20 protein-coding genes are annotated in these 19,275 nt (G+C 63.5%); 4 read left to right on the top strand and 16 right to left on the bottom strand.

The genetic code is table 11. From position 1 onward, the window contains the following. Positions 1 to 5 precede the first annotated feature (5 nt). On the bottom strand, positions 6 to 995 hold the full coding sequence (locus OLZ32_RS05075) for an ABC transporter substrate-binding protein (protein ID WP_011655337.1): 990 nt from the start codon (positions 993 to 995) through the stop codon (positions 6 to 8). Positions 996 to 1,680: 685 nt separating this feature from the next. Here OLZ32_RS05075 and OLZ32_RS05080 point away from each other — a divergent pair. Then, entirely contained in the window at positions 1,681 to 1,827 is a 147-nt protein-coding gene (locus OLZ32_RS05080; RefSeq protein WP_245511221.1) for a hypothetical protein, read from the top strand. Positions 1,828 to 1,830: 3 nt separating this feature from the next. On the opposite strand, the gene nadC is transcribed toward OLZ32_RS05080, so the two are convergent. From nadC to OLZ32_RS05120, 8 genes are all read right to left on the bottom strand, one after another. After that, positions 1,831 to 2,754 (bottom strand): carboxylating nicotinate-nucleotide diphosphorylase, encoded by a 924-nt coding sequence (nadC, locus tag OLZ32_RS05085; protein WP_264419881.1) that lies wholly within the window; start codon positions 2,752 to 2,754, stop codon positions 1,831 to 1,833. Then, positions 2,732 to 4,273 carry an L-aspartate oxidase gene (locus tag OLZ32_RS05090; RefSeq protein ID WP_264419883.1) on the bottom strand — a complete coding sequence of 514 codons (1,542 nt, stop codon included), beginning with the start codon at positions 4,271 to 4,273 and terminating at the stop codon, positions 2,732 to 2,734. Before OLZ32_RS05090 ends, nadC begins: the two co-directional genes overlap by 23 nt. Then, a complete protein-coding gene (nadA, locus tag OLZ32_RS05095) occupies positions 4,270 to 5,241 on the bottom strand; it encodes a quinolinate synthase NadA (protein ID WP_017991961.1) in 972 nt (323 codons plus the stop codon). The genes OLZ32_RS05090 and nadA overlap by 4 nt, the downstream gene beginning before the upstream one ends. 69 nt (positions 5,242 to 5,310) lie before the next feature. Then, positions 5,311 to 6,309 (bottom strand): NUDIX hydrolase, encoded by a 999-nt coding sequence (locus OLZ32_RS05100; protein WP_264419885.1) that lies wholly within the window; start codon positions 6,307 to 6,309, stop codon positions 5,311 to 5,313. A 29-nt stretch (positions 6,310 to 6,338) separates the two neighbouring features. Then, complete coding sequence (locus tag OLZ32_RS05105) at positions 6,339 to 7,154, bottom strand: 3-methyl-2-oxobutanoate hydroxymethyltransferase (protein ID WP_264419887.1); 816 nt, start codon at positions 7,152 to 7,154, stop codon at positions 6,339 to 6,341. Positions 7,155 to 7,193: 39 nt separating this feature from the next. Continuing rightward, entirely contained in the window at positions 7,194 to 8,420 is a 1,227-nt protein-coding gene (locus OLZ32_RS05110) for an NAD(P)/FAD-dependent oxidoreductase (RefSeq protein WP_264419889.1), read from the bottom strand. Positions 8,421 to 8,431: 11 nt separating this feature from the next. Continuing rightward, entirely contained in the window at positions 8,432 to 8,746 is a 315-nt protein-coding gene (locus tag OLZ32_RS05115) for a MocE family 2Fe-2S type ferredoxin (RefSeq protein WP_003548266.1), read from the bottom strand. Between the two features lie 21 nt (positions 8,747 to 8,767). Then, complete coding sequence (locus tag OLZ32_RS05120) at positions 8,768 to 9,856, bottom strand: fatty acid desaturase family protein (RefSeq protein WP_264419891.1); 1,089 nt, start codon at positions 9,854 to 9,856, stop codon at positions 8,768 to 8,770. A 131-nt stretch (positions 9,857 to 9,987) separates the two neighbouring features. Here OLZ32_RS05120 and OLZ32_RS05125 point away from each other — a divergent pair, with 131 nt between their 5' ends. Together OLZ32_RS05125 and OLZ32_RS05130 are read left to right on the top strand one after the other, a co-directional pair. Continuing rightward, a complete protein-coding gene (locus tag OLZ32_RS05125) occupies positions 9,988 to 11,016 on the top strand; it encodes a LacI family DNA-binding transcriptional regulator (protein WP_011655346.1) in 1,029 nt (342 codons plus the stop codon). Between the two features lie 161 nt (positions 11,017 to 11,177). Then, a complete protein-coding gene (locus OLZ32_RS05130) occupies positions 11,178 to 11,990 on the top strand; it encodes a TIM barrel protein (RefSeq protein WP_264419894.1) in 813 nt (270 codons plus the stop codon). A 20-nt stretch (positions 11,991 to 12,010) separates the two neighbouring features. Here OLZ32_RS05130 and cobM read toward each other — a convergent pair whose 3' ends face one another. After that, entirely contained in the window at positions 12,011 to 12,769 is a 759-nt protein-coding gene (gene cobM / locus OLZ32_RS05135; protein WP_264419896.1) for a precorrin-4 C(11)-methyltransferase, read from the bottom strand. Then, positions 12,766 to 14,007, bottom strand: coding sequence for a precorrin-6y C5,15-methyltransferase (decarboxylating) subunit CbiE (gene cbiE, locus OLZ32_RS05140; protein ID WP_264419898.1), 1,242 nt, complete (start codon positions 14,005 to 14,007; stop codon positions 12,766 to 12,768). The genes cobM and cbiE overlap by 4 nt, the downstream gene beginning before the upstream one ends. On the opposite strand from cbiE, the gene OLZ32_RS05145 reads away from it, so the two are divergent. Then, positions 14,006 to 14,776, top strand: coding sequence for a cobalt-precorrin-6A reductase (locus OLZ32_RS05145; protein ID WP_264419900.1), 771 nt, complete (start codon positions 14,006 to 14,008; stop codon positions 14,774 to 14,776). The genes cbiE and OLZ32_RS05145 overlap by 2 nt on opposite strands. On the opposite strand, the gene OLZ32_RS05150 is transcribed toward OLZ32_RS05145, so the two are convergent. From OLZ32_RS05150 to cobF, 5 genes are all read right to left on the bottom strand, one after another. Next, positions 14,740 to 15,504, bottom strand: coding sequence for a precorrin-3B C(17)-methyltransferase (locus OLZ32_RS05150; RefSeq protein WP_264419902.1), 765 nt, complete (start codon positions 15,502 to 15,504; stop codon positions 14,740 to 14,742). The two genes, OLZ32_RS05145 and OLZ32_RS05150, sit on opposite strands and share 37 nt — an antisense overlap. Then, the gene (locus OLZ32_RS05155) at positions 15,501 to 16,232 is read right to left on the bottom strand and encodes a precorrin-2 C(20)-methyltransferase (protein WP_264419904.1); all 732 of its coding nucleotides are present in this window, start codon (positions 16,230 to 16,232) and stop codon (positions 15,501 to 15,503) included. Before OLZ32_RS05155 ends, OLZ32_RS05150 begins: the two co-directional genes overlap by 4 nt. Next, positions 16,229 to 16,861, bottom strand: a complete 633-nt coding sequence (locus OLZ32_RS05160) for a precorrin-8X methylmutase (protein WP_264419906.1) — start codon at positions 16,859 to 16,861, stop codon at positions 16,229 to 16,231. Before OLZ32_RS05160 ends, OLZ32_RS05155 begins: the two co-directional genes overlap by 4 nt. A 2-nt stretch (positions 16,862 to 16,863) precedes the next feature. Continuing rightward, positions 16,864 to 18,246: a precorrin-3B synthase gene (gene cobG / locus OLZ32_RS05165; RefSeq protein ID WP_264419908.1), complete on the bottom strand. Its 1,383-nt coding sequence runs from the start codon at positions 18,244 to 18,246 to the stop codon at positions 16,864 to 16,866. A 71-nt stretch (positions 18,247 to 18,317) separates the two neighbouring features. Continuing rightward, positions 18,318 to 19,082, bottom strand: coding sequence for a precorrin-6A synthase (deacetylating) (cobF, locus tag OLZ32_RS05170; RefSeq protein ID WP_264419910.1), 765 nt, complete (start codon positions 19,080 to 19,082; stop codon positions 18,318 to 18,320). Positions 19,083 to 19,275: the final 193 nt, after the last annotated feature.

The following is a 19,275-nucleotide window of genomic DNA, read 5'->3' on the forward strand; positions in this document are numbered from 1 at the left end:
GGCGGTTACTCCGTGACGGCGAAGGTGCGGTTGACCGTGGTTTCCGGATCGAGCTTGGCCGGATCGATGTCCTGCGCTTCAGAGACACGGCGCCAGGTTTCGGCGAGGCGGGCGGTTTCGAAGGCACCGAGGCCGTCCTTCTCCGTCACCTCGTTGAAGATCAACGGCAGCGTGTCCTTGAGCGAGCCCTGGACATCTTCCGAGCCGAGTTCCGGTACGATGGCGGTGACAGCAGCGGCAGCCTTCTGCGGATTCTCCTTGGCGAACTCGACGGATTTCTTGTAGGCGGCGATAAAGCGGGCGGCGACCTGCGGACGCTTGGCGAGGAAATCGTCGCTGGCGATGAGAGATGCGGAATAAAGCTCGAGCCCGGCTGCCGACCATGGCAGGGCAACGATCTCCTTGCCAGCTTCCTTGCCCTGGTTGCTGTAGCGCGTCAGGTCGGTCATCCAGGCGATGATGCCATCGGCATTGCCGGTCATCAGCATCGGGCCGAGTGCGCCGGGATCGGCCTTGATGAGCTTGATATCCGCCATGTCGATGCCGGCATCCTTGAGCACCAGCGGCAGGTAGACATTCGAGGATGTGAAGGGCGACGTCGCGATCGTCTTGCCCTTGACGTCAGCGACGCTTGCGATCGAACCGCCCTTGGCGACGTAGAAAGCATGCGGCCCCTTGTTGAACAGCGACATGACGGCGGTCACCTTCACGCCTTCATTGGCGCGGGCGGCCATCAGGGCGCCGATATCGGAAACACCGATGTCGGAGGACGCGGCGGCAAGGCGCGAGATGGCGTCGGTCGAGCCGCGACCGGAGGCGATCTCCACCTCAAGGCCGGCATCCGAACAGAAACCTTCCTGGATGCAGACGTAGATCGGCGCCTTGTCGCCACCCGGCAGCCAATCGAGCTGAAAGATCACCTTGTCGGCGGCGGAGGTGGCGCCGGCAGAAAGGGTTGCGGCAAGTGCATAGAAGGCAAGCTTGGTGCGGGACATGGGTCGACCTTTCGCAATGAGTGTTCGGTTTTTAAGGACGGATAATGATTGGCGACGCGCTCCGGATCGAAGCCATCCGCGACGAGCCTGGCAATTGCGCAATCGCGTCTTTCAGGACGCTTGGTGCTCAGGCATGCAAAGCAACGATGCGCGCGAAGGTGATCAACTCCAGTGTCGATCTCTGCGGATTTCGGGACGAGATCACTGGTTTTTCCCTGCATTAGGACACCTCCTCGACAGATTTACCCGTCGAGCAATGTCCAGAACCGAGGCTCAGACCGCTTCTACTCGCAGGTCTTTTGTCTCATGAATTTCCGGCGTTCTGCAAGATTTTAAACGCTTCAATTCGTGTGCTGAAAAAACAGGCGAAATTGACAGCATTGAGGTTGAGGCGGGCAGGCCCGTCATCGATGTGATTGAAATAAAAGGATAAATTCCTCTGCAGGCGAGCGGGCCGGCGGCTGAAGAAATAAGCGTTCTAATATTTAGAGCGCTTAGCTCGTAATTTTCTTGTCGCACCTTTAGCTTTAGCGCTTCAAATCACAGCGTCATCCAGCGCTTCGTCTCTCTCTCCATGATCCGATCGCCAACCTCTTCCACATCCCCAGACACGTGTGGGCGCAAATCGCTCGGACAAGAACCGTCGAGGCGCGGCCAGCCTAGAATTGCGATCGTTAAGTTTACGATGCCGGGCCACCGCCTGCTCCAGCATGGCGAATTCGACGGTGGCCACGGACGTTATGCCTATTACGACACGGTGCCCGATCTCGGCGTGATGATCGAATTGCTGGAATTCGACAGCGACAAGGAGGTCCAGCCGAAACACGCCTGAGGATTACAGCACCTGTGCAATCCGCCTTGGGCTTGTTTCCGTTGCGGTCGCGGCCTCGACGAAATCAAGCCCGATATCCAGCACAGGGGCGCTGTGCGTCAGCCAGCCGACGGAAATGAGGTCGACACCGGAAGCGGCGATTGCGGCGGCCGTTATCGGCGTGACGCGGCCGGATGCCTCGGTGATGGCCCGGCCGGCGACGATGGCGACGGCCTCGCGCAGCTGATCCGGCGTCATATTGTCGAGCAGCACGGCGTCGACGCCGGTCTCCATCGCTTCGCGCAGCTGATCGAGGGTGTCCACCTCGACCTCGATCTTTACCATATGGCCGACGCCGGCCCGCGCCCGACGGATCGCCTCAGTGACGCCGCCGGCGATGGCGACGTGATTATCCTTGATCAGCACCGCGTCATAAAGCGCGAAACGGTGGTTCATGCCGCCGCCGGCCCGCACTGCATATTTCTCCAGCGCCCTCAGCCCCGGCGTCGTCTTGCGCGTGCAGGCAACGGAGGCCTTGGTGTCGCGAATGGCGGCGGCAATCTCGGCCGTCACAGTCGCAATGCCGGAGAGGTGGCCGAGGAAATTCAGCGCGGTGCGCTCGCCGCTCAGCAGGCCACGCGAGGCCCCCTCGATGGTAGCGATCACGTCGCCGGGCTTGACCGCATCGCCTTCCTGAAGATGGCGGCGCATGACGATCTCGGGATCGACGAGGGTGAAGGCGAGTTCGGCGGCATCGAGACCGGCGATCACGCCCGGCTGACGGGCCGCCATCACCACCGTCGAGCGATGATGCCTAGGGATGACCGAGGCCGAGGTGATGTCACCGGCAAGACCGAGATCTTCGAGAAGGGCTGCCCGCACCAGCGGCTCGACGATCAGGCGCGGAAGGGGAACGAGGCTCATCTCAGGCACTCCTTGCAAGGGCATAGGGCGGCGTCGCGCGGGCGATCTCCAGAACGTCGGAAAGGCACATCCGGCGCCGGTTGGCATTGGCGAGCTTCAGCGGAAAATCGGCGCGGGCATGGGCGCCGCGCGATTCCATCCGCAGGCTGGCAAAGACGGCAATCAGCAGCGCGACGATGGCCGGATCGGCGGCAGGGCCGTTGCCTTCGGCAAGCGGCAGCAGGGCGGCGATCGCCCCCTGAATGGCGCCGGCATTGCGCAACACGCCGAGATGACGCGAGACGATCGGCCGGATGAGTGATGCATCGGCCGGCGCCGGCAGTCTCTCGGCGAAGACCGCGCCGGTGGCACTTGCGGGCGCGCCTGATATGTCGCGCGCCGCCCGCATGCCCATGACAGCCGCCTCCAGCAGTGAATTGCTGGCAAGCCGGTTTGCGCCGTGCAGGCCGGTCGAGGCCGCCTCTCCCGCGACCCAGAGACCGGGAACAGAGCTGCGGCCATTTGCATCCGTGGCCACGCCGCCCATGTGATAGTGAACGGCGGGTCGCACAGGAATGAGGTCTTTCGCCGGATCGATGCCGGCCTCGCCGCAAAGGCTCGAGATGACAGGAAAGCGGGCGGCAAAGCGGCTGCCGAGAGCCGCGCGGGCGTCGAGAAAGACTCGGCCGCCGCGGGCGATTTCGGCGCTGATCGCCCGCGCCACCACGTCGCGCGGCGCAAGCTCGGCGCCGGATATGCGGGCCATGAAGCGTTCGCCGCGCTCGTTGACGAGCAAGGCCCCCTCCCCGCGCACCGCCTCGCTAACGAGCGCCAGCGGCCGCCGGCGTGAATCGAGTGCGGTTGGATGGAACTGGACGAATTCCATATCGGCGAGCGCGGCACCGGCTCTTGCCGCAAGCGCGATTCCCTGGCCGAAATTGCCCATCGGATTGGTGGTCGCGTCGTAAAGCCCGCCGACACCGCCGGTGGCGAGCACCACCTTCGATGTCGGCAAAGTGACGGCCCCGTTCGCGGTCGCGCAAAGCAGGCCGGCGACCTGTTCGCCGTCCATCAGAATCCGCCGCGCTTCGAAGCCTTCGAGTACTGATATAGCTGGCGTTTTCATCACCGCCTCGATCAGCGCGGCGATGATCGCCGCACCCGAACCGTCGCCTTCGGCATGGACGATGCGACGGCGATTATGGGCCGCCTCCAGCCCGAGCGAGAGTTCGCCTGCGGCATTTCGGTCGAAGCGTACGCCGGCCTGCTCCAGCGCCGCGATCGCCGCTGGCGCCTCGGCAATGATGCCGGCGGCGATCGCGGGATCGCAGAGCCCGTCGCCGGCCGCAAGCGTATCGGCAAGATGCAGCGCCGCGCTGTCGTCGGCGCCCATGCTGGCGGCGATGCCGCCCTGTGCCCAGGCGCTCGACGTCTCCGCGCCAAGGGCCGCGCGGGTGACGATGACGGAGGGTTCAGGCGCCAGTGTCAGCGCGGTCATCAACCCCGCAAGCCCGCTGCCGACGATCACCGTGCGTCCAGTGAGATGCTCCAGAATCTCGGTCATATCGCCAGCATCCTCTCGACGGCGCGGCGGGCGGCCACCGCAATTGCCGGATCGACGGTGACCTCGTGGCGATTTTCCTCGAGGGCGGCGCGGATATTGGCCAGCGTGATCCGCTTCATATGCGGGCAGAGATTGCAGGGGCGAATGAACTCGACATCGGGATGGTGCACGGCGACATTGTCGCTCATCGAGCATTCGGTGAGCAGCACGACGCGCGCCGGCTTCTGCCTGCCGACATAGTCCGACATGACAGCGGTCGAGCCGGCGAAATCGGCTTCCGCCACCACTTCGGGTGGGCATTCTGGATGGGCGAGCACCGTTACGCCCGGATGGTTTTCGCGCAGCTGGCGTACGTCCTCGGCGGTGAAGAGTTCATGCACCTCGCAGTGTCCATGCCAGGCGATGATCTCGACGTCAGTCTCGCGGGCGACATTGCGCGCCAGATATTCGTCCGGGATCATCAGCACCTTCGGCACACCCAGCGATTCCACCACCTGCTTGGCATTGCCCGAGGTGCAGCAGATATCGGAGGCAGCCTTCACTGCGGCCGAGGTGTTGACATAAGTGACGATGGGCACGCCGGGATGGGCCTGGCGCAGCAGGGCGATATCCTCGGGCGTGATCGAATCCGCCAGCGAACAGCCGGCGCCAAGATCCGGGATCAACACGGTTTTCTCGGGGTTCAGCAGCTTGGCGGTCTCGGCCATGAAGTGGACGCCGGCAAGCACGATGACATCGGCGTCGACCTCGATCGCCTTGCGGGCGAGCGCCAGGCTGTCGCCGACGATATCGGCCACGCCGTGGAAGATCTCCGGTGTCTGATAGTTGTGCGCGAGAATGACGGCGTTGCGGCGGCGCTTGAGTTCGAGGATCGCGTCGACGTCATTTTCGAACGTCATCCATTCGGCTTTGGGAATGACACGGCTGACGCGCTCATAAAGCGAGGATGCGGAAACAGGATAGTTCATGACCGGCTCCTAATTATGCTCTCTTTGAGCATATCGTAGGCCAAGACATATTCTCACGGTGAGCATATGTCAATTGCGGGAGAGCGGTAATTTCGTTCCTGCCAGTGCCCGTTCTTCGAGAACGGTATGGCGAAAGCGGAAGAGCTTGGCCGGCCTGCCGCCGGTTTCGCTTTCGGTTCTGCCGGTTTCCTCGACGAGATCCTGCTGTTCGATGAGGCGGCGGAAGTTCTGCTTGTGCAGTGTCAGCCCCGCCAGCGCCTCGATGGTGCGCTGCAGCCTGAGCAGCGTGAAGCTTTCCGGCATCAGTTCGAAGACGACGGGGCGGTATTTGATCTTGGCGCGCAGCCGGGCGATGCCGGTGGCGAGAATACGGCGGTGATCGGCAAACATCGCGTGGCCGAGATTGGCCTCCGCGTCGCATCCGGCTTCCGCGACGAGCCGCGCTTCGTAAAGCAGTTCGTAGCGCTGCAACGCCAGATCCTCGTTCCAGCCGCCACCGTCGAGGCCGAAGGTGAAATCCGCCCGGCGGTGGCGATGGTCGCGTCTTGCCGGATCTGCATCGGCCCAGTTCCTCAGACGCGCCATGATCTTGTCAAGCACGGCTGGCCGGCCCTGCCGATGGTCTTCCCAGGGGAAATATTCGTACCAGCCGTGCCATCCCGGCCGGCCGGCGCCCGACTGCTCGTTGACGAGGCCGAGATAGCTGATCGAGATCGTCCGCCCGCCTGGGATATCGTTGTTCCGGTCGCGGTCGGCGAAGGTATAGAGCTGTTCGAGATAGCCGACGGGATGTTCCGTCTGCTCCTGCACCCATTCGCGCAGGCCCGATTGCAGGGTGCGATGCCCCATTTCGAAAGGTCCCGACGGCAGCGCATTGCCGGAGCGGATGGTCATGACGCGCGGTTCGTCCCCCGTCACCGCGACGAGCACCGCAATCAATTCCGCATGCGCAAAGCCGATCGTCACAGGAGACCGAATACTCCGTTCCGAATGAATCGAACGGATAATTCCTGACACAGGCCGGGACGGAAGCCAATGGAGAGGAAGCGCCTTTGGGGCGCTTCCCACATCATCGAAGCAATAGAACGCGTTTGCCCTCAGCTATTGCCCCTCTCGCTTTTCAGCCGCTGCAGGAAGATCTCCAGTTCCGCGTCGTCGATACCGACGAGATGGCGCTTTTCCGGATAGGCGCCTGTCCTGACATCCTCGGCAAATTCCGTGAAGGCGGCGATGCGCTCGCGCTGCAGCCGGTCATGTTCGGCGGCAAAGTCGCGATAGATCTTGGCGTGGCGTGGAGTGTGGTCGCGATTGGCGCCGAGCACGTCATCGGCGAAGAGATATTGGGCGTCGCAGCCGGTGCCTGCCCCCATGGAGATCATCAGCATCGAGGTGTTGCTGCTGATGGCGGCAGCGACATCCCCCGGCACGACTTCGATTTCGGCGGCGAAGGCGCCGGCCTCCTCCAGCGCCTTGGTCTGCCGCCAGATTTCGGCCGCACTCGCCGCCGTCTTGCCGACGGCACGGAAGCCGCCCGTCCAGGTCGCCTTCGAAGGGATCAGTCCGAGATGGCCGCAGACCGGGATACCCTCGTCCCGCATGCGCCGGATCGTCTGCAGGCTTGCGGCGCAATAGACCGCATCGCCGCCTGCCTTCAGCGCCGCGAAGGCCGCACGCAGATAGTCCTCGGCCGAGACATGATCGCCATATTCGAGCCCCGGAATGGCAAAGAGAGTGGGGGCGATTTCGCGAAAGACCGGCCCGAGCAGGGAGGGCGGCACCGAGACGATGTCGATCCCCGCTTTTTCGGCGGCGTCCGCCTCCTCCAGCGAGGTGACGCGCAGCATGGTGAGCTGGCGCTTGCCTTTTTCCGCAAGCAGATCGGCGACGGTCGCGCGTCTATGTTTCTTCATCATCAATTCCTTTGAAAAAATCGGGTGAAAATATCGGGCAGCTCAGGCGGCCAGCAGGGATTTCAGCTTGATGTCGCTGGCTGCGAGTGCTGCCGGGTTCGGATGGGCGCGCGCTGCGATCAGCATTTCGGCGAGCCTGATGTCGCGTGCCACCGCATTGCCAGGCCCGATGCCGCTTGCGGCGATCAATCGTCCGTCGGCGTCGAGATGGAAAAGAATGAAGGCGCCTGCGCCGAGATCGCGGCGCTGATGCGCGGCAGCCCCTTCGGCAAGGCCTGATATCTGCAGCGTCATGTCGTATTGATCCGACCAGAACCACGGCACTGATGAAACGGCTTGGTTGAGGCCGAGCATGTTGGCCGCGGCCAATGTGCCCTGCTCCTGGGCGTTGCGCCAGGATTCCAGCCGCACCCGCCGGCCGCCATAGATCGGCAGCGGAAAGGAGCAGCAATCGCCGGCCGCAAAGACATCAGGTGCTGAAGTCCGGAGATAAGTGTCGACGGCAATGCCATTGTCGATGGCAAGGCTTGCCCTTTCGGCGATCTCGACATTCGGTCGTGCGCCGATGCCGACGAGGACGAGATCGGCTTCGATCACCTCTCCGGTCGACAATCGGATCAGGGCTTTGCCGCTTTCTTCGGTCAGCGCCTCGATGGAGGCGCCGCAGCGGATATCGACGCCTTCAGCGCGGTGGCGCTCGGTGAGCAGATGGGCGATCTCTTCCGGCACGCCACGCTTCAGCACGCGTTCCAGCCCTTCGATGACGGTGACCTCGGCGCCAAGCAGCCGCGCCGTTGCCGCAAGTTCCAGTCCGATGAAGCCGCCACCGATGATGGCGATATGCCGGCCCGGCTTCATTGCTTCGCGCAGCGCCGCCGCATCGTGATGCGTCCTCAGCGAGCGAATATACCGGCTGCCCTGCGGCGCATCGGGGAACGAACGCGCGGCCGCACCCGTCGCAAGCAGAAGCTTGTCGTAGGAGAGCGCCGTCCCGTCCGAAAGCGTGACGATCCTGGAGGCGGGATCGAAATCCCTGGCCTCCAGGCCAGTGAGCAGCCGGATGCCGTTTTCGACATATTTTTCCGCCGCGGCGATGAATTTCGGATCGCTCGCATCGGCGGAGCCGGCCTTCGAAAGCGGCGGCCGTTCATAGGGCGGAAGTGGCTCGGCGCCAACTAGCGTTATCTCGCCGGCAAAGCCCTTTTCCCGCAAGGCGAAGGCGGCGCGCGCACCGCATTCGCCCGCACCCAGGATGACGAAATGAACCACGCCAACCTCCCTCACAGCGAGATGAAGACGGCACCGTCTTCGATCTTGACAGGATAGGTCTTGAGATTGACGCAGACCGGCGCACCCTTGGCTTCGCCCGTTTTGTAGTTGAAGCGGCCATTATGCTTTGGACATTCGATGATCTCATCCATGACAAGCCCATCGGCGAGATGGATATGTTCATGCGTGCAGAGCCCGTCGGTCGCGAAGAATTCGTCGTCCGGGCTGCGATAGACCGCAAATGTGCGCCCGTCATGATCGAAGCGAATGACATCCTCTTCGTCGATCTCATCCTTGTCGCAGACCTGGATCCAATTTCCGCTCATCTTGTCCTCCCTCGATTGTCTTTATTGCGCGGCCGGGGCCAGCTCGTTGTGGAATTCCTCGCGATAGGGCCGCGCGGTGGCCGGCAGGTCGCGCTTCAGGAAATAATCCTCGTTGCGCAGCTGGCGCAGGAAGGCCGGGATCATCTCGCGATAGCCGGACCAGATCGACGGGTTCGGCGCCGGCAGGTCGTGTTTGATCATCGCGTGCAGCTTGGGCAGCGCGTGGTAGGGCACCATCGGAAACATGTGATGTTCGACGTGATAATTCATGTTCCAGTAGATGAAGCGGCTGATCGGGTTCATATAGACCGTGCGGCTGTTCAACCGATGATCGATGACATTGTCGGCAAGGCCGCCATGCTGCAGCAGTCCGGTCAGCACATGGTGCCAGGCGCCGTAAAGGCGCGGCAGGCCGACCAGCACGAGCGGCAGGATCGAGCCCATGGCGATTGCGGTTGCGATCGTCACCAGATAGATCGCCAGCCAGATGCGGGCAATGCGGATCGCCTTCGGCTGCTCCATCTCGGGAATGAAACTCTTTTCCGTCGCGCTGACGACGCCGAAGGCATTGCGCAACATATCGACGATCGCATGCCAGGCATCGAGGATGCCGAAGAAATTAAGCACCAGCCGGAAGAGATCCGGCGGCCGCATGACGGCGATCTCGGGATCGCGGCCGACGATCACCGTATCGGTGTGGTGGCGCGCATGGCTCCAGCGCCAGGTCACCGGATTGCGCATGATCATGAAGCAGGCAATCTGGTAGACGACATCGTTCATCCAGCGCGTCTTGAAGGCGGTGCCGTGACCGCATTCGTGCCAGCGGCTGTCGGTGGCCGAGCCGTAGAGCACGCCATAGGCGAGGAAGAAGGGCACGGCCACCCACGAGCCCCAGAAATAGATGCCGAGCCCGGCAAAGATTGCCATGGCGCCGAGCCAGATGATCGTGTCGCGGATCGCCGGCGCGTCGGAGCGCTGCATCAGCGCCTTCATCTCCTTGCGCGGAATGTCGGTGTGATACCATTCGGCTGCCGCAAGCCCCGTCTCGACGGCGGTGCGGCCGCTTTCGCCGAGAAGGTCGTAGTCACGTTTCTTCGTCTGGGTCGCCATTATCCGCCTCCCGTTGCCTGTGCCTGGGAGAATAGGTTGACTTTGGAAAGCGCTCAATGCAGGCTTGATATAATCTATCAAAAGCCATCAAGAATGGCTTGCATTCATGATTGAATCCATCAGGAACGCCGATGCGCCGTCCCACCATATCCGATCTTGCCCGCGCCTCGGGCGTCAGCGTCGCCACCGTCGACCGCGTTCTCAACGCCCGCCACCGCGTGCGCGAGGAAACGGCGCGACGGGTCTATGATGCGGCGCAGTCGATCGGCTATCACGCTGTCGGGCTGATCAAGCAGCGCGTCTTCGAGGATCTGCCGCAATACAGGCTCGCCTTCCTGCTGCAGAAGCCGATGCAGCCCTTCTATCAGAGCTTCGTGCGTGAGATCGAAACCGCGGCACGGGCGCTCACGACCGCGCGCATCCAGACGCAGATCGACTTTCCTTCAGCCGCGACACCGGCAGCCATCGTCGAAAAGATCAAGGCGCTCGGCGCCCGCAACCAGGCCGTTGCACTCGTCGGCCCGGATTATCCGGCAGTGACGACGGCGGTCGAGGAGTTGAAGGAGCGCGGCATTCCCGTCTTCTCGCTGCTCTCCGATCTCGCCACGGGCGTGCGCGACGCCTATGTCGGCGTCAACAACCGCAAGGTCGGGCGCACCGCCGCCTGGACGATTGCACGGACGGCCGGCAGGCCCGGCAAGGTCGCCTGTTTCGTCGGCAGCCACCGCTTTCACGGCCATGAGCTCAGAGAAATCGGCTTCCGCTCCTATTTTCGCGAGAATGCGCCCGAGTTCGATGTCGTCGACACGCTGATCAATCTCGAGACCGCCGAAATCACGCATGAGGCGACGTTGACACTGCTGCAGAAACATCCGGATCTCGTTGGCCTCTATGTCTGCGGCGGCGGCATGGAAGGAGCAATTTCGGCATTCCGCGAAGAAGGCGTCGGCGGCAAGATCGTCCTGGTGGTCAACGAGCTGACGCCCGACAGCAAAGCCGGCCTTGCCGACGATATCGTCGCCATGGCGATCGGCACCCCCCTGCCCGCTCTCTGCAAGGAGTTGATGGTGCTGATGACGGGGGCCATCGAAAACGGCGAAACGGCTGTTCCTGGGCAACTCTTCCTGCCTTTCGATATCCATATTTCGGAGAACATCTGAGGCGTGATGGAATTCCGTCATTCCGTTCGAAATTCTCTCAGCAATGAAAGCGGGCGCCGGCGATGACGGATGGATTGCGGCGCGAATTCCGATAGAGATTCGCTGACCCATTCACGAGGACTGCTCCGCCCTGATGCGGAGATCAGGAGGAGATACCGATCATGACTTCGATCCGTTTTGCGCTCAACCATATGGCAGCACCGTCACTTGCCATTGATGATTTTTTCGCGCTGGCCCGATCGCTCGGCATCGATGCCGTCGAGATCCGCAACGACCTTTCCGGCAATGCCATCCTTGACGGCACCCATCCCGAGGTGATCAGGCAAGCGGCCGCCCGTCATGGTCTGACAATCATCTCGATCAACGCCCTGCAGCGCTTCAATGAGTGGAATGCGACCCGGGCCGCCGAAGCGCAGGAGCTGATCGATTATGCCGGCGCGTCGGGCGCCAGGGCGCTCGTCCTCGTTCCGAAGAACGACGGCACCGGCTGCGCCGAGGGCGAACGGCAGGCCAATCTCCGCCAGTCTCTGATTGCGCTGAAGCCGATGCTGGAGGAAGCCGGCATTATCGGTCTCGTCGAGCCGCTCGGCTTCGAGATCTGCTCGCTGCGCTCGAAGACCGAGGCGGCCGAAGCAATCAGGGAACTCGGCGCGGAATCGACCTTCAGGCTTGTCCACGACACCTTCCACCATCACCTTGCCGGCGAAGCGGCGACCTTTCCTGATCTGACCGGCCTTGTGCACATCTCCGGCGTCGACGACCCGGCTGTTTCCGTTGCCGATATGCGCGATTCCCACCGTGTCCTGGTCAATGCCGACGACCTGCTCGACAATGCCGGGCAGCTCAGGGCGCTGCTGCAGGCGGGCTATACCGGCCCGTTCTCCTTCGAGCCCTTCGCGGCGGAGGTGCATGCGCTGAAAGATCCGGCCGGCGCGCTGCGCGCCAGCATGGAGTATCTGACAGCGCGGGTTTAAGGCCGCCCAGTCGCCTGCAGTTATTCCCGGCCTCTGAACCGGCGCTGATAGGCCGGATCGTAGAGCGAGCTTTCGCGAAAATCCTTGGCCGCGAGCGAGGCGCCGACGAAGATGATCGCCGTGCGTTCGATCGGTTCGGCCGCAACCTTTGCCTCTATATCGCCGAGCGTGCCGCGCAGGATGCGCTCGTCCGGCCAGGAGGCCTTGACGACGATTGCGACCGGGCAGTCGGCGCCGTAACGCGGCATCAACTCTTCGACCACTTGCTTCAGCGCGTGGATGGCCAGATGGATCGCCAGCGTGGCGCCCGTCGCGCCGAACTTCGCCAGTGTCTCGTCGTTCGGCATCGGTGACGCGCGGCCGGAAACGCGGGTCAGCACCAGGCTTTGGGCCACGGCCGGGATCGTCAGCTCTCGGCCGAGCGCCGAGGCTGCAGCGGCAAAGGCCGGAACACCAGGCGTCATCGTATAGTCGATGCCGTGCTTTTGAAGCCGGCGCACCTGTTCGGCCACCGCACTCCAGACCGAGAGATCGCCGGAATGCAGCCGGGCGACATCCTGGCCGGCCGCAGCAGCGCGAAGATATTCCGCCTCGATCTCGTCGAGCGACATCGGCGCCGTATCGACGATACGCGCGTCCGGCGGACAATATTGCAGCAGTTCAGCCGAGACGATCGAGCCGGCATAAAGGCAGACCGGGCATCGGGCGATGAGATCGCGGCCACGCACCGTGATCAGATCCGCAGCACCTGGCCCCGCGCCGATGAAATGCACCGTCATCTCGTCCATCCTTTCGTCCAGCGCCACTGCGTTACCGGCATTGCCGGCCGCCAGCCGCTCATGCCGCCGACAGGCTGGGCACGCGATATTTCGATCCGCGTGAGGAAGCCGCCGCGTTTTGCATGTTCGGCGAGCAGCACCGCTTCCATTTCCAGCGTCACCGCATTGGCAACGAGCCGCCCTCCCCGCTTCAGCGCGGCAATCGCAGTATCGATAACACCCGGCTCGCTGCCGCCACCGCCGAGGAAGATCACATCCGGCTCCGGCAGGCCCTTCAGTGCGAGGGGTGCCGCACCTTCGACGACGGCGAGATGCGGCACGCCGAAGGCGGATGCATTGCGAGCAACACGTGCGGCCCGCTCCGGCGATTGTTCGAGGGCGATTGCCTTGAGGCTGGGATCGGCGAGCATCCATTCGATGCCGATCGATCCCGAGCCGGCGCCGATATCCCAGAGCAGTTCGCCGTGACGCGGCGCGAGTGCGGAAAGCGTCATCGCCCGGATTTCACGCTTGGTGATCTGTCCGTCATGCTCGAACAGTTCGTCCTCGATTCCTGCGGCAAAAGGCAGAATGCGTGCCCCCTCCCCTGCCGCGATTTCGAGTGCGCAGACATTCAGGGGATCGATGTCCAGCAGGTCGAAATCCGCCGCCAGGACGGTTCTCTGTCGTTCCCGAGCGCCGCCAAGCGCCTCGAGCACGGTAAGTTGCGACTGACCGAAGCCAGCAGCAATCAGCAGCGCAGCCAGATCGCCAGGCCCCTTCTCGTCCGAGGTCAACGCGAGGATGCGCCGTCCGGGATGCAGATGCGGCCGGATCAGGTCGATCGGTCTTCCATGCAGCGAGATCGTCGCGACGTCTTGCAGCGGCCAGCCAAGGCGGGACGCGGCAAGGCTGAAGGCCGAGGGCGCGGGGATGGTGCGCATCTCTTCCGCCGCCACATGGCGGGAGAGCGTTGCGCCGACGCCATAGAGGAAGGGATCGCCAGAGGCGAGCACGACAACCGGCGTGCCGCGCCTTTCTAGGATAGCCTCGACCGAGCGCTCGAACGGGCTCTGCCAGGAAAGCTTTTCGCCTGTGATCAGCGAGGCAGCAAGCGCGTGGTGCCGCGTGCCGCCGAAGACGGCAGGTGCGGTCGCAATCAGCCCCCTTGCCTCCTCGCCCAACCCTTCTGGACCATCTTCGCCGATGCCGATAATAGTCAGCCAGCGCTGACCGGACGCAGGAGCGACATCAGACATGGGACGACCCCGCATCTTGATCCTTGGCGGCACCAGCGAGGCGCGGCTGCTGGCCGAGGCGCTGGCGGCGCGGGATGACTGCGATGTTTTGTTGTCGCTTGCCGGACGCACCGAAAAACCGGCCATGCAGCCTGTTCCGGTTCGCATCGGCGGTTTCGGCGGCGCTGCCGCACTTGCCGATTTCCTGAGGGCCGGCGGATATGACCTGTTGATCGACGCCACGCACCCCTTCGCCGAGCGCATTTCGGCCAATGCCGCTTTCGCGGCCGAGACTACCGGCATTGCCGCGATCGCCCTGCGCCGTCCCGAATGGCAACGCGTGGCCGGCGATCGCTGGCGGGGCGTGCAGAGCATTCCGGCTGCCATCGAAGCGCTCGGCCCCTTCCCCCGCCATGTCTTCCTGGCGACGGGCCGGCAGGGTGCCTATCATGCGGAAGCCGCACCGCAGCATTACTACCTCGTCCGTAGCGTCGATTCCGTCGAACCGGCGCTTGCGCTTGATAATGTCGAGTACATCCTCGAGCGTGGTCCGTTCACGCTGGACGGTGAATGCGATCTGCTGAGGCGGCACGACATCGACGCCATCGTCGCCAAGAACAGCGGCGGTGCTGCCACCTATGCGAAGATCGAGGCAGCCCGCCTGCTCGGTATCGAGGTGATGATGGTGGCGCGCGCACCGGCCTCGATCGTCAAGGCGGTCGACACTGTCGAGGCGGCGCTGGCGGCGATCGATCACCTGTTCCCCCCCGCCATGAAGCGCGGCGTATAGACGAGGTCCAGTCTGCCTGGTCGCGTGACGATGCGTGTCTCGGCGGAGCCGATGATGATGCAGGTCGCCATATCGGCAATCGACGCATCCGCCTGCGACAGCTGCTGGACGGCGATACGTTCGTCCGGCCGCCCGGCTGCCCGCCCGAAAATAACCGGTGTTGCTGCAGGCAGATGGTCACGCAACAGCTTGAAGGCTTCGCCGAGCTGCCAGGGCCGCGCCCGGCTGATCGGATTGTAGAGGGCGATGACAAAACCTGCCTTTGCCGCCAATACAAGACGGTTTTCTATTATATTCCAAGGCTTTAGATTGTCAGACAGCGATATGGCGCAGAAGTCGTGGCCAAGCGGGGCGCCTGCTCTTGCCGCCACGGCCAGCATCGCCGTGATGCCGGGCAGGATGGTGAGATCGACCGCGCGCCACGCGGCCGGCCCGTTCTCGATCGCTTCGCAGACCGCGGCAGCCATGGCAAAGATGCCCGGGTCGCCGCCGGAGACGACGCAGACCTTGGCGCCATCTGCTGCCATGGCGAGTGCGGCCCCTGCCCTGTCGAGCTCCTCGCGATTGTCCGAGGCATGCCGCAGCTGATCGTGGCGGAGCTGCAGCCTGTCGAGATAAGGTCCGTAGCCGAAGAAATCCGTCGCTGCATCGACAGCGGCCAAAGCTTCCGGCGTCATCTGCTCGGGGTTGCCGGGACCGGTGCCGATCACGAAAAGCCTGCCGCTCATCGGCTGCCCTCCCAGCCGGGCACCAGCACGAGCGAAAAATACGGCGCATCGCCGTCGGTCCTGTCGGCAAGCTTTTCCATCGCCGCATTCGCCATGGTGCCGCGCTCGACATAGACGGCTTCTGAAAGCCGGCCGGCCGCCGCCAGCGCCCGGCGGATCTTCGGCAGATTGCGGCCGACCTTCATGATGACGGCGGCTTGCGTATCGGCAAGGCGGCGCGTCAGCTCGGTCTCGGCCATCGTACCGGGCAGTACGGTAAGCACGTCGTCGCCCTGGACGATCGGCATGCCCGCCAGCGACCAGCAGCCCGACATGGCGCTGATGCCCGGGATCACTTCCGTCGGGTAGCGTGTGGAAAGCCTGACATGCAGGTGCATATAGGAGCCATAGAAGAGCGGATCGCCTTCGCTGAGCACGGCGACAGTCAGCCCGGCATCGAGATGCCCGGCAACAGCTTTGGCAGACAGATCGTAGAATTGGGTGATCAGCCTCTGATAGCGTTCCTCGTTCTTGTCGATTTCGGTCGTCACAGGATAATAGAGCGGCAGCAGCGTCACCCCGGACTTCAGCAGCGGCTCGACGATCGCCTTGCCGTTGCCGCCCCTGCCCTGCTTGGCGAAATAGGCGATCACATCAGCGCTTTCGATGGCGCGCACGGCTTTGAGGGTGAGGAGCTCCGGATCGCCGGGACCCGTGCCGACGCCGATGAGGCGGCCGCTTGTCGTCATAGGCCTGGCCTCGCCAATGCATTGATGGCGGCTGCCGTCATGGCGCTGCCGCCGAGCCGGCCGCGGACGATGGCAAAGGGGACGCCGTAGGAATTCTCCGCCAATGCATCCTTCGATTCCGCCGCGCCGACGAAACCCACGGGCATGCCGAGGATCGCCGCGGGTTTCGGGGCGCCGTCGCGCAGGAGTTCGAGCAGATGGAAAAGGGCGGTCGGTGCGTTTCCGATCGCGACAACGCTGCCGCCGAGCCGATCGAGCCAGAGATGCATGGCGGCGGCCGAGCGCGTATTGCCGGTCTCGCGCGCAAGCTCGGGTGTCGCGGGATCGCGCAACGTGCAGATCACCTCGTTCTGCGCCGGCAGCCGCGCCCGGGTCACACCCTGGGATACCATTTCCGCGTCGCAGAAGATCGGCGCCCCACCCTTCAGCGCGTCGCGCGCAGCGCTGACGAAATCGGCGGAGAACCGGAAATGCGCCGCCGCCTCGACCAGCCCGCAGGCGTGGATCATGCGCACGGCGATTTCGGCTTGATCGTCGGTGAAGCGCGATAGATCGGCCTCGGCACGGATAATGGCAAAGGAACGCTCGTAGATCGCATCGCCGCTGCGGATATAATCGTAGTCTGGCATTCCTATTCCTGTCGCAGCGCCTTCGAAACGCCGGTTGCGCCAAGCCGTGTAAGGCAGGCGGCGGTCGATTCGCCAGCGTCTTTGTTGTCTTCGATGGCCCGGGCGAGCCTCTCTATAGCGAAATCGATCCGACCGCCAGCGATCCGTTCGTCCGGCTGATCCGCAGCAAGCCCATTGAGGATGAGGCCATAACTTTCCGCCGAGCCCGTCAGGGTCAGCGCCGGCCGCGCATGAGCACAGCCCTTGGCGCAGCCGGACAGATGCAGCGTCAGCGAACCGTCGAAAAGGGCAGGTGCCGCGGCAATGAGGCGGCGCGCCAAGGTTCTGGTCTTGTAGAAGGCGGAACCGCAGGCGCCGGCGCCGGCGCAGGCGGCGATATGCTCGCTGTTCTCGCCAGGTTGTGCGGCGAAGCCATGTCCGGCTGCGTCGATCTGCATAGCCGGCAGTGTATCTGCGGAAAGCCCGATGAGGAAGAAACCGCGACCGGGTGCAAGCCGGATGGCTGTTGCGCCACGGGCCTTTGCCAGATCGAGCAACGCGACCAGATCGGAGGCTCTCATCTGCCCGAATTCCGGCCGGACACCGAGTATGGTTTTGCCGTCCTCAAGTCTGTGCGAGCCGGCAAGCGGCATCCCTGCCGCGCGGGACGCAATGGATCGAATGCCATCCATCGCCGGAAAACGCGCCCGCACAAGCGCCGGATCGATATCCCTTGCCCGTCTGCCCTGCCCCAGGGTCGCCAACAGGCTCAGGATTTCGCCGACGGCCGATATGGCAGCCTCTGCAGGACCGATCGCGATTGGCATTGCAGTTTCACCGTCGCCATTGATCGCGACAAGCCAATCTGCGGGGGATTGCGCGACGATACGGATATCGGCGGAAAGTGCCGATAAGCCGAAGGTTCCACCGCCATCGATGATAAGCGAGAGTTTTGGCGCGAGCCGCGGCGACGCAAGCTGATCGCGGAGCGTGCTGCGCAAGGCCACTTCCATTGCGGCCGGATCGCTTACTTCTTCCGGATCGATGCCGTGCAGCGGCGATGTCTCGATCGCCGGCCCTTCCGGCACGGTGATCCCGGCGGCATCAGTATCGGCCGCGAGCTGTCCGACGGTCTCAGCCCGAAGGCCTCGGATCTGCAGATTGCCGCGCGCGGTGATTTCGAGAATGCCGTTTCCATGGGCTGCGGCTGAGCGGGCAAGGCTTGCGAATTGTGATAGTGTCAACGCGCCACCGGCCGGCCGCAGCCGGACCAGCAAACCGTCGCCGGTCGGCATGGGCGCGGCAAGGGCGGGGCAGGCGCCGCGCCTACGCATCTCCACCGCCGGGCGATCGTGCAGATCCGCCTCGCCTGTCCTGTCGCTCGCCTTTGCGGCCCGAATGCTCATTCTTGATCCTCTGATCATTTCTTACATGATCGCGGCCGACCCGGCAAAGCTGATGGAAAGGCTTCGGACCGCTATTCCTCGAAATCCCGTCCCTTGCGCAGGAGATAGATGTCCATGATCCAGCCGTGCCGTTGCCTGGCCTTGGCCCTGAGCCTCAGAATGTCGGTCGCGATATCGCCAAGTCGCCCTGCTCTGACGATCTCGTCCTTGGTACCGAGATAGGCGCCCCAGAAGATCTCGGCATCGGGATCGTCGATCTTTGCAAAAGCCTGTTCGCCGTCGAGCATGACGATGGTGCTGTCGGTCAGAAGCCCGTCCCGCGCCAGCCTGCGTCCTGTGGTGATCTCGATCGGTTTGCCGACGAGGTTGATCGGGATTCTGTGGCTGGCCGCCAGCGCCTGAATGCTGGTGATGCCAGGAATGACGCTGTAATCGAATTCCAGGCTGCCTTCCTGGCGCACGCGTTCGATGATGCGGATCGTGCTGTCGTAGAGACTGGGATCACCCCAGACGAGAAAGGCGCCGCTGCCCTCCTCCGGGAGACCGGAGATCAGCTCTTCATAGATGCCGGCGATCTCACCGTGCCAGGCGTCGACGCTCTGCACATAGGTCTTGTCTGCCGTCTGCCGTTGCGGCACCGCGAACTCTGAAATCCTGCCAGCCGGCCGGGTGATATAGCGTTCGCAGATCTCCCGCCGGATTTCGGCGAGATCTTCCTTGCCGGCGCCCTTGACCGGCAGGAAGACCACGTCGGCCGCGTTCATCGCATTGATCGCCTGTATGGTGAGGTGCTCCGGGTTGCCCGTGCCGATGCCGATGATATGGATATGCTTCAAGCGGATACTCCCCGTTGAGTCCCGGCGGTCTTGCCGAAAAAGCCTCGTCGCCGCAAGGGCTGAACGGGAGTTGGCCGCGGCCAACCCGGCCTGTGGGTGGCATCTGAGCCCTGTTGTTGCTGCAAATCCCGAATCGTGTCACTTTCGATACGCTTTTTGACGCTATGTTGACAGAAAAGCGCATCGAAAAGGA

The organism is Rhizobium acaciae (assembly GCF_025941625.1).
GTDB lineage: Bacteria > Pseudomonadota > Alphaproteobacteria > Rhizobiales > Rhizobiaceae > Rhizobium > Rhizobium acaciae.